The organism is Microbacterium sp. NPDC097977, from assembly GCF_040302605.1.
In the GTDB taxonomy this organism is placed as follows: Bacteria; Actinomycetota; Actinomycetes; order Actinomycetales; family Microbacteriaceae; genus Microbacterium.
This window is the reverse complement of sequence record NZ_JBEOUR010000102.1, coordinates 1-9,084: the sequence shown is the minus strand read 5'-3', so window position 1 is coordinate 9,084 and position 9,084 is coordinate 1. Positions and strand designations below refer to the sequence as shown.

Below are 9,084 nucleotides of genomic sequence, written 5' to 3'. Positions count from 1 at the left end.
CCCGCGACGTAAGGCGCCGAGAACGAGGTGCCGCTCCAGATCGCGAAGCCGCCCCGATAGTCGTCGGGATCGATCGTCTCGCGACGCAGTCCCTCGACGTCCGCCCTGGTGCTCGCCTGCTCGCCGCCGACGAACGCCGGAGACGTGCTGACGACGGCCGCACCCGGCGCGTACGTCTGCACCCACGGTCCGACGTTCGAGAACAGGGCGACCGAGCGGGTCGACGGGTTGAGAGCGCCCACCGACACATGCGGAGCATCGCGGTCACGGGGGATGCCGTTGTCAGCCCCCGGCCACGACCACAGCGAGGCCGGGAACGAGGGGCGGTCGATCGCGTCGTTGCCGGCCGAGCACACGACCACGCATCCGAGCTGCCGTGCCGTGGTGAGCAGCGCATGCAGGGTGCGGCTGAACAGTCCGTCGACCGGCGTCTCGTGGTAGTACCCGAGCGACAGATTCAGCACGTCGATCGGATGCCCGGTCTTCGGATCCTCACGGTGGCGCCGCAGCAGCTCCACGACCTGCGCGACCGTGGTGAGGAACGTGCTCTCGTCGATGACGCCGAGCGCCCCCGCCATGCGGATCGACAGGATGTCGGCATCCGGTGCCGCCTGGCGGATGATGCCGGCGATGAAGGTGCCGTGCCCGGCGACGGCGTCGATCTCCCCGTCGAGCTGCCCGTACAGGTCGGGGTACCGCTCGGGGTCGGCGTCGTCGGTGAGGCCGACCGGAACACCGTCGAGCTCGATGTGTCGGGTCACCACGTCATCCGGCAGCCAGTCGTGCACACCGCATCCGGTGTCGAGCACGGCCACGACGGGGCGGCGTCCGCGCTTCGGGGTTGCCGCGCGCTGCGGCGCCGCTCCCACCCAGGCCACCGGCTGCCGCGCGCCACGTCCGGGCTCGAGGTAGTCATCGCTGCCGCCGGCACCCGCACCGCGCACCGGGTTGGTGCGGCTGAACGGGTTGGTGCGGCTGAAGGGATTCGTGCGACTGAACGGATTGAGCCCCACCGGGTCGATCGACAGCACGTGCTCGAGGCTGGTCCGCGGCATCGATGTGCGGGAGCTGCGCCGTGCGCGCTGCAGGACGCGCCACGCGTCAGGAGGGACCGGCGACTCGCCACGGGTGGGCTCGTCGGGGGTGGACAGCCGTGCGCGCAGGAATCCGGGGACTCCCGGCACCAGCGGGCCGCGGACGACCCCATCGTCGTCGGGTTCGAGTTCGAGGGTCCACCCGAAGGTTCCTGCGGCCTCCTGCAGCTCCTTGATCTCCCGGTCGTAGCCCTCCTGATCGTCGTCCTGATCCTGCGTGATCAGCAGTCGATCCTGCAGATATGCGGTCGGGAACGCTCTGACCCCGCCCACCGGTTCGATCGAGGGATCGAGCGCCGTGCCGCGCCTGATCGATCCTTCCGCTCTGTCCTGCCAGGTCCATCCCGCGGGCTGCTCCATCGTCGGTCCTCTCCTCGCGGGCGCACCCGCGTCCTATGCGGGCGGACCCGCGCGGTGCGGGAGCGGCCCTGCCTTATGTGCGGGCCTGCCCGCGGTGTGTGCGGGCGGACCCGCGGTCGATCACAGCTCGAACTGCGGGGTCGACAGCGTGCGTTCCTCATCGCCGACCATGGTGGAGAGGCGCACGAGCGTCAGGCCGTCCGGCACCTCGTCGAACACGAACCGTCCGGTCTCGCTGGCGGTCGTGGTGCGGACGTGCTCGCCCTGCACGAGCTCGATCGACCCGGCGACCGCGTCGACCCAGCCGTCGACGCGGTGCGCGCCGGTCGCGGTGCCGGTGACATGAAGCAGGATGTTCGTGGTGCCGTCGCTGAACTGCAGGGTCAGAGCGTCCGCATCTCCGCGCACCGCGCCGAGCGGCTCGTCGACGAGGGTGAGCAGCGCGTACTCCGCCGAGATGCCCTCAGCCGCCACCGAGGCGATCATGCGATCGATGAGGCTCGCCGGCATCGGGTCCACGCCGCGCCAGAGCGAGCGCAGGTGGGCGAACAGCTCGGCATCCTCGTGGTTGTCGCCGCCGTTGTTCCCATCGTTCTCGCTCATGAGCGTCCCTCCGTTCGTGGGGTCGTGTCGAGCAGGTCGCGCAGCTTCGCCAGGCATCGCTGTCGCGTGGGGCCGATGCTGCCCACCGGCATCGCCAGGTCAGCGGCGAGGCGGGCGTAGTCGGGGCGTTCTTCGAAGGCGATCACACGCAGCAGTCGCTGGCATCGCTCGGCGAGGCGCTGCACCGCCGCCCACAGCCGACGGCTCTCGTCGCCGATCGCCGCATGGTCTTCGGCCGACTGCTGCTCAGGAAGGAGCGCGTCGAGAGCATCCGCCTCTGTCGTGTCGAGACGGTTGTGCGCCTTGCCCGCGCGCCAGGCCTCCCGCCGGGCGGTGGTGGTGAGCCAGGCGGAGACGGCCTTCGGATCGGAGATCGAACGGTGTCCGCGCACCAGCTGCAGCCACGTCGTCTGGATGACGTCTTCGGCGAGCGTGCGCTCGAGCCCGTAGGCGCGCACGACATGCCAGAGGACAGGGGTCATCAGCCGCACGAGGTCGTCCATCGCGCGGCTGTCGCCGTCCCGCCATGCGTCGAAGAAGTCGGCAGCGCGCTTCCAGCGCGCCGCACCGTCGTCCGGTGCAGGATCGAGGCCGGCGCCATCGGGTGCGCCGTCGATCATGAGTCCCATTGTGATCACACCAGTAAGGAGCGCGGCAAGGGCTCGGTGATACATGGACTCGGTTGTTTTCCGGATCTGGGTCTGGTTATCGAGATAGAGGCCGGGACGATGCCGTATGCCGCGCGCGATACCGTGGAGGGGTGATCGCTCTCGCTGTCGTCCTGTTCCTCAACGCCGCCTTCAACGTGGTGGTGTGGCCCCGCTTCTACAAGCGCGTCGCGACCGACCCGCGGGCACGGGATGCCGACGGCAAGGCCACGACCTTCCTCAAGGTGCACGCCGTGCTGATCGCGATCGCCCTGGTGCTGGCTCTGGTCTCGGTGCTCGTCGGCGTCGCCGCACTCACCGGCGCACTCTGAAGATCACGCCCGACCGAGCGGCAGGGCCACCGTCCGGCGCCCTCTGACGATCATGCCCGGGTGATGCTCAGCCCGCCGAGACCGGCTGCTGCAGCTCGGTGATCCAGTCGGCCTGGTCTTCGGATTCGGACTGCAGGTAGACCTCTCGGCATGGTCCTACCGCCTCTGCGCCACGCTCGGTGATCGCGGCGTTGACGGCGCCCCAGCTCTCGTCGATCGTCGCCATGGACCCGTGATGGGTGGCGGTGAAGGCCGTAGCCACGGCGGGCAGCTCCACGATCACGAGGCCGTCGATCGCGGGGCCGTCGTAGGTGAAGCCCACGGTGATGCGCACCCCGTGCCGGTCCATGTCGTACTCGGCGATCGGCAGCCCCGGCGTCGCTCCGAATGCCAGAAGCGCGTCGGCCACGCGGTCGAACAGCGGTCCGACGACCGCGGCGACCTCGGGCTGTGAGCCGACCGTCTCGGTCAGGGTCGCGAGGCGGACGGAGGGAAGTGGGTTTTGGGTGATCTCCAGGGCTGACATCGTCGTCTCCTCGGGTAGGGGTGGTCGGTGCCGCCGATCCTACGCACCGACACCGACATCCGATACGGGCATTCGTCAGGCGTGCGCGCGCGTCGGCGGCTTCCATGTCTCGTCCGGTCTCACGAAAAGTGTCGGAGTCTCTCGAAAGCTGTCGGAGCGTCCCTCACGGGGCGACGGCTTGTCCAACGGCGCAACCATCTGCCCGGGAGTGAGCGCCAATAGACATGTTCAAACGCGCGGTATGAGAACGGCGAAGGCAAAGCAGCGGCCGCGGTCGGGCGGCTATCGCTAGATTTCTGTCCCGATGTAGGAAAGCGTGATCGCGATCATGCCGATCAGTGCGAGGGCAGAAATTGCGATGGTGGTTGAGTACCCCCACGCGGCGACCGGGTGCTTCCGATCGCGGGAGAGGCGTATGCCGGCGTAGATGATGACCCCCACCGACCCGAGACGGAGCGCGGGTAGGAAAAACCCTCCCACAGCGAAGCCGATTGCGAGGAGCAACGTCACCACAACTCGTCGGGTCCTCGTTGCTCCTCGCTCATCAGAAACCTTGCCTGGTGACAGTAGTCTCACTCATCGGTTCTTCAGCCATCGTTGCACGATGGCAGAGCGGATTTGATTGAACCCTCTCCAAGCTGCCGCCATAAGTTGACATCATTTCGAGTATGGACTGAGCCCAGGCCGACGAGCTCGAGCGTACGAGCTGCGAAACTCGGAGACTCCGAAGCGAGCTAGCGGGAGGTGGTCGACGCGATCGCTGGCACGAACAAGTGCTACCCGCACGACCCAGTGAGGCGCCCTCAAGGGGATCAGCCGAGGATGTTCAGCCTCGCTTGCCGGCGGGCCTCGCGAGGCCACCGCCGCATCCGTCCGAGCGAGACTCAGGCGTTCTCGTACTGCTTCGCGTGCTCGGCCCAGTGCGACTCGACGGGAAGTCCGCGGAGCGCGCGGTTGCCCAGCGCGAGTGCGACGGCGATCACGCAGAGCGCGGCGCACACGAGGATCGTCGATTCGCGGCCGATCCACGTGAGTCCGAAGCCCGCGATCATGGGCGCGAGCGGCATCGCGCCCATCCCCAGAACGGCGGCCGCGCTGTTCGCGCGCCCGAGCAGCTGGGTGGGCGTCGCGACCATGAAGTAGCCCATCATCCCCGCGTTCAAGGCCGGAAGCAGCAGCACCGATGCGCCCAGCACGACGACGATCGCCCAGGGCTCGGTGACCATCGAGAGCACGATCGCGCCGACGGCGACGACCGAGAGCCCGCTGATCGCGATGACTCCTGCCCGGAAGCGCGGCACCAGCATCGGTGCGACGACGGCCCCGACGAGCATGACGGCGCCCACGGCCGCGCTCAACGAGCCGATGAGCAGCTCGGAGTAGCCGTCCTGCTGCAGGGCGTAGATCGTGGTCATGATCGCGGCGTTGAAGCCGAGGTTGATGATGGTGATGATCAGCAGCACGCCGCCGAGGTCGGGGCGGGAGAGCAGCCAGCGGAATCCCTCGCGCAGCTCGGACCACGCGTCGGGTGTGGCGGGGGCGGCGACCACGGCGGCCTCGGCGCTCAGCTCTGTCGGAGAACCGAGGCCATCGCGCGCATCGACGGCGGGCGCCGCAGCGACCGACCTCGAGGCATCCGCTCCTTCGCGATCGGCATCCGCTCCCGCATCGACGATCCGGGAGCGGCGGGCCTCCTTCTTCAGCATCCACGCGGTCACCGCGGCGACCGCGTGGCAGAGGGTCATCACGACGCCGACGAGCCATCCGCCGGCGCCCAGCAGAAGGCCGCCGAGCGGGCCGCCGGCGAGCTGCAGCGCGGCATCCCGCCCCTGGTTCGCCGCTTGGGCCCGGCCCATCGCGTCATCGGGGACGATCTCCTTGATCGCGCTCTCGCCGGCGACGTCGAACAGGCCGCCGCGCGCGGCGAGCAGCACATTGGCCCCGAGCAGCGAGCCGAAGGTGAGCGCGTCGGCGAGGGCCAGCACGGTGAACGCACCCGCGAGGAGGATGCCGACGAGTGAGCCGATCAGCATCAGGACGATACGAGGATGCCGGTCGGCGAGGATGCCGCCGACGAGGGTCAGCAGGAGCCGCGCGACCATGCCGGCGCCGCCGATGATGCCGGCCTGGGCGGGGTCGTTCGTGACGATCAGGGCGAGCAGAGGAATGGCGAAGGAGAACAGCGCGGCCGCGAGCCCCTTGCTCGTGTCGCTCACGAGCCAGGTCAGGTATCGGGTGTTGCGCCACAGGCGATGCGGTGCGGTCACGGTGGTCATGCTCATCACGATAGTTCCGCAAGAACAATTGCGCAATACTTATTGCGCAATTTCGCGTGCGGATAGACTGCGGGGATGACGGAGTCGCGGAGCGGAGAAGACCAGGTCTGGATGACCACGGCCATGCTCAAGGCCTACGCGCACCCGCTGCGCCGTCAGATGATCCGCCTCTTCGCCCGCCGCGAGCACCTCCGCGCGGCCGATGTGGCGGAAGACCTCGGCGTCGCCCCGAACAGCGCCAGCTTCCATCTGCGCGTCCTGGCCGATGCCGGCCTGATCGAAGAGGCTCCGGAGCACGCGAGGGATCGCCGCGATCGCGTCTGGAAGTCGCGCAAAGGGTCGATCAACCTGGGCGGCCCCGAGCATCCGGTGCCCGACGAGGCTCTGGGAACCGCGATGGTGCGCTCGCTCGCCGAGGACCATCAGGAGATGATGGCGCGGGTCGTCGCCTGGACGCCCGAGTACCTCTCCGGACGCGCGACCGAGATCCACGCCGCGTTCTCGCAGCGCATGGCACGACTGACCGAGTCCGAGTTCGACGCGGTGATGGAGCGCGTGCAGGCGGTCATCACCGAGGCGGTCGACGCGCACGACCCGAACGATCCCGACGGACGGCCCTGGCAGATCGACATCCTCGCGGCCGACGACACGATCTGACCGTCAGTCGCGGGAGGTGTGGTCGACGTCGGACTCCGGCGTCTCCTCCTCGGGCGTCTCCGGCGTCTCCTCCTCGGCCGACGATGCCGGCGCCTCCTCGGGCTCCCGGTGGCCGCTGACGATAAGGATGCGCCGAAGGTCCATGGCGGCGAGCACGCCAGGACCCATGGAGCGTCCCTGCCGGATCGTGCGGTCGTCGACCGTCTCGAGCAGCAGCCGGATCGCACGCGCGGCCTCGCCGCGCGCCCGGTGATCTGCGGCGTCGACCGGATCCTGCTGCGCGATCACCTCGGCGACGGCCTGGCACGCGGCCGACAGCGGCTCGGGCAGCGCGGGGTCGAGATCGAGGGATCCCGGGCGGTCCCAGATGGTGTCGGCGATCTCGTCGGAGATGTCGCGGATGAGATGGGCGATCCGGTCGAGACGGGTCAGCTCCTCGTGGATGTGCCGGGTCTCGCCGCGGCGGCCCCAGGCCCGGGGATTGCCCCGTCGGCTGTCGTCCGCATCCGCCAGCGCCGTGCGCAGGGCGGCGGTGGTATCGGCGAGGGATGCCGCGTCGCTCGCCCACTGCTGCCGCTCGGGTGGCCAGTACTCCGACACGGCCACACCGATGTCCTGCAGGTGGGTGCTCAGCTGCGCGCGGAACTCGTCGACCCTCGCAGAGGCCGCGAGGGTGAGGGGAGCGGGGGCGATGACCACGTTCACGATGAGTCCGATCGCGACGCCGACGGCCATCTGCACGAGGTATCCGAGCGAGTAGTCGTCGGCGTTCTGCCCGCCCACGATCAGCACGAACAACGCCGCGATCGGCACGTACTCCCGGCCTGCGCCGAACCATCCGGTGCCCGAGACCAGCACGCCGAGCCCGACGACGACGGGGATCGTCCACCAGTTCGGCCCGACGGTCATGATCACCAGGAATGCCAGGCCGATTCCGGTCGCGAGGCCGATCAGCGTCTGCAGTCCCGAGCGCAGCGATCCCATCAGCGTGGGGTACATGCTCACGAGGGCGCCGAGCGGGGCGTAGTACGGGTACTGCTCCGTGACGCCGGGCGTGTGCGGCGCGATCATCCAGGCCAGTCCGACGGCGAGCGTCGTCTTGGCGACCAGGAGCAGGCGTGCGGGGTGCACCGCTTCGCGGATCGACCGGCCCGCGCCCGAACGGCGTGCGCGCAATCGCGTTCTGATGTCGGTCACTGCATCCTCCCGTCCGCCTCCCGGAGGGCGACGCTAGTCGGGAGCGTGCGCATCGCTCCAACGGGTTGCGCCATCGGCGTCGGGCGGGTACGCGCACGCGCGGCGGCACCGGCCGAAGATGGCCGGCGCCGCCGCGTGATCGGCGTCGAGAGTGCTGAGGCGTCGAGAGTGCTGAGGCGTCGAGCGTGCTGAGGCGTCAGGGGGTCGCGCGGCGGAAGGCGAGGAACGACACCGCGCCGAGCACCACCACGGCCGCGAGGCCCCACAGCGCGAGCCCGAGTGCACCGAGATCGCCGATCGCGAGCCCGACCTGGACCCACAGCTCGAGGCGGGTGACGAGGAACACGAGACCCACCAGCACGAGGGAGAGGCCCACGCCGACGATCGTCACCACCGTGGGGCCCCAGCTCTTGTATATCGTGGCCCCGGTGAAGCCGAGGACGAAGAGGAAGAGCGCGAGGGCGAAGTACACGACGAACGCCCCGAGCGGACCCGCCTCCCACAGCCATGGCAGGTAGAACACGTAGCCGTTGACGCCGTAGCCGTTCGTCGCGACTTCGATGCCCCCGCCGAGCAGGAACAGAGCCGCGAGAAACGCGCTGCCCAGGATCGCGGTGAGCATCGTGCCGACGAAGAAGTCGCGGCGGGTGATGCTCATGGCCTGGGAGAACGGGAAGGTGAGGGTCATCGCCGAGATCCCGATGGCGAAGAAATACCAGAGCGGGGCCTGCCCGCCCCCGCCGTACTTGGGTCCGTCGCCGGGGATCATCGCGTAGATCAGCACCGAGAGAACCGTGGCCGACACGAGGACGATCAGCGGCACCCAAACGAACGTCTGACGGTTGATCAGCTGCAGGCGGATGACGTTGAGTGTGCGTCGCATCAGCGTGCTCCTTCCTTCGCGGTCAAGGCTCTGCCGGCGGCCTCGGCCTTCTGTGTGAGACGGACCACGAGCTGCTGCAGCGAGACGGGCGTCAGATCGAGGCCGGATGCCGCGACCTCGGCCCGCTCCGCGGCGGACAGCGCCCCGAGCACGGTGACCGAGGCCACTCGTCCGAGGGTCTCGCGGTGCAGGATCTCGCGGCCGGAGGCCCAGGCGTCGACCGCATCCGCATCGCCGACCACGGTGACGGCGCGGTCGCGCACGGCATCCGTGTCCTCGTTGAGGATGATGCGACCGCTGTCGATGACGATGACCTTCTCGATGAGGTTCGAGACCTCGTCGATCAGGTGCGAGGACAGCACGATGGTGCGCGGATGCTCGGCGTAGTCCGCGAGCAGCCGGTCGTAGAAGATCTGCCGAGCCACGGCGTCGAGGCCGAGGTAGGGCTCATCGAAGAAGGTCAGATCGGCGCGGGAGGCGAGTCCGATGATGACTCCGACGGCAGACAG

11 protein-coding genes are annotated in these 9,084 nt (G+C 69.1%); 2 read left to right on the top strand and 9 right to left on the bottom strand.

Features of this window, described 5'->3' with window-relative positions:
• From ABTZ43_RS16040 to ABTZ43_RS16030, 3 genes are all read right to left on the bottom strand, one after another.
• Positions 1–1,454: S8 family peptidase (locus ABTZ43_RS16040; protein ID WP_350539510.1), on the bottom strand; the 1,454-nt coding region annotated here is incomplete at its 3' end.
• A gap of 120 nt (positions 1,455–1,574) precedes the next feature.
• A complete protein-coding gene (locus tag ABTZ43_RS16035; RefSeq protein ID WP_056414145.1) occupies positions 1,575–2,057 on the bottom strand; it encodes a hypothetical protein in 483 nt (160 codons plus the stop codon).
• Positions 2,054–2,677, bottom strand: coding sequence for an RNA polymerase sigma factor (locus ABTZ43_RS16030; protein ID WP_253385141.1), 624 nt, complete (start codon positions 2,675–2,677; stop codon positions 2,054–2,056). Before ABTZ43_RS16030 ends, ABTZ43_RS16035 begins: the two co-directional genes overlap by 4 nt.
• 140 nt (positions 2,678–2,817) lie before the next feature.
• On the opposite strand from ABTZ43_RS16030, the gene ABTZ43_RS16025 reads away from it, so the two are divergent.
• Positions 2,818–3,036, top strand: coding sequence for an SCO4848 family membrane protein (locus tag ABTZ43_RS16025; RefSeq protein ID WP_045252487.1), 219 nt, complete (start codon positions 2,818–2,820; stop codon positions 3,034–3,036).
• A 67-nt stretch (positions 3,037–3,103) separates the two neighbouring features.
• On the opposite strand, the gene ABTZ43_RS16020 is transcribed toward ABTZ43_RS16025, so the two are convergent.
• From ABTZ43_RS16020 to ABTZ43_RS16010, 3 genes are all read right to left on the bottom strand, one after another.
• Positions 3,104–3,562: a GyrI-like domain-containing protein gene (locus ABTZ43_RS16020; protein ID WP_149421835.1), complete on the bottom strand. Its 459-nt coding sequence runs from the start codon at positions 3,560–3,562 to the stop codon at positions 3,104–3,106.
• A gap of 288 nt (positions 3,563–3,850) precedes the next feature.
• On the bottom strand, positions 3,851–4,072 hold the full coding sequence (locus tag ABTZ43_RS16015; protein WP_350539509.1) for a hypothetical protein: 222 nt from the start codon (positions 4,070–4,072) through the stop codon (positions 3,851–3,853).
• A gap of 374 nt (positions 4,073–4,446) precedes the next feature.
• Positions 4,447–5,838 carry an MFS transporter gene (locus ABTZ43_RS16010; RefSeq protein WP_350539508.1) on the bottom strand — a complete coding sequence of 464 codons (1,392 nt, stop codon included), beginning with the start codon at positions 5,836–5,838 and terminating at the stop codon, positions 4,447–4,449.
• A gap of 75 nt (positions 5,839–5,913) precedes the next feature.
• Here ABTZ43_RS16010 and ABTZ43_RS16005 point away from each other — a divergent pair, with 75 nt between their 5' ends.
• A complete protein-coding gene (locus ABTZ43_RS16005) occupies positions 5,914–6,495 on the top strand; it encodes a helix-turn-helix domain-containing protein (RefSeq protein WP_350539507.1) in 582 nt (193 codons plus the stop codon).
• 3 nt (positions 6,496–6,498) lie between these two features.
• On the opposite strand, the gene ABTZ43_RS16000 is transcribed toward ABTZ43_RS16005, so the two are convergent.
• From ABTZ43_RS16000 to ABTZ43_RS15990, 3 genes are all read right to left on the bottom strand, one after another.
• Positions 6,499–7,692, bottom strand: coding sequence for an FUSC family protein (locus tag ABTZ43_RS16000; protein ID WP_350539506.1), 1,194 nt, complete (start codon positions 7,690–7,692; stop codon positions 6,499–6,501).
• A gap of 196 nt (positions 7,693–7,888) precedes the next feature.
• The gene (locus ABTZ43_RS15995) at positions 7,889–8,575 is read right to left on the bottom strand and encodes a hypothetical protein (protein ID WP_350539505.1); all 687 of its coding nucleotides are present in this window, start codon (positions 8,573–8,575) and stop codon (positions 7,889–7,891) included.
• Positions 8,575–9,084 (bottom strand): ATP-binding cassette domain-containing protein (locus tag ABTZ43_RS15990; RefSeq protein ID WP_502885419.1); only part of this gene is annotated, 510 nt, incomplete at its 5' end. The genes ABTZ43_RS15995 and ABTZ43_RS15990, both read right to left, overlap by 1 nt.

What these genes read in the sequence shown, in the direction of transcription:
- ABTZ43_RS16035 (WP_056414145.1), bottom strand. Translation starts at nt 2,057, where the DNA reads ATGAGCGAGAACGATGGGAACAACGGCGGCGACAACCACGAGGATGCC.
- ABTZ43_RS16030 (WP_253385141.1), bottom strand. Translation starts at nt 2,677, where the DNA reads ATGATCGACGGCGCACCCGATGGCGCCGGCCTCGATCCTGCACCGGAC.
- ABTZ43_RS16020 (WP_149421835.1), bottom strand. Translation starts at nt 3,562, where the DNA reads ATGTCAGCCCTGGAGATCACCCAAAACCCACTTCCCTCCGTCCGCCTC.
- ABTZ43_RS16010 (WP_350539508.1), bottom strand. Translation starts at nt 5,838, where the DNA reads ATGACCACCGTGACCGCACCGCATCGCCTGTGGCGCAACACCCGATAC.
- ABTZ43_RS16005 (WP_350539507.1), top strand. Translation starts at nt 5,914, where the DNA reads ATGACGGAGTCGCGGAGCGGAGAAGACCAGGTCTGGATGACCACGGCC.
- ABTZ43_RS15995 (WP_350539505.1), bottom strand. Translation starts at nt 8,575, where the DNA reads ATGCGACGCACACTCAACGTCATCCGCCTGCAGCTGATCAACCGTCAG.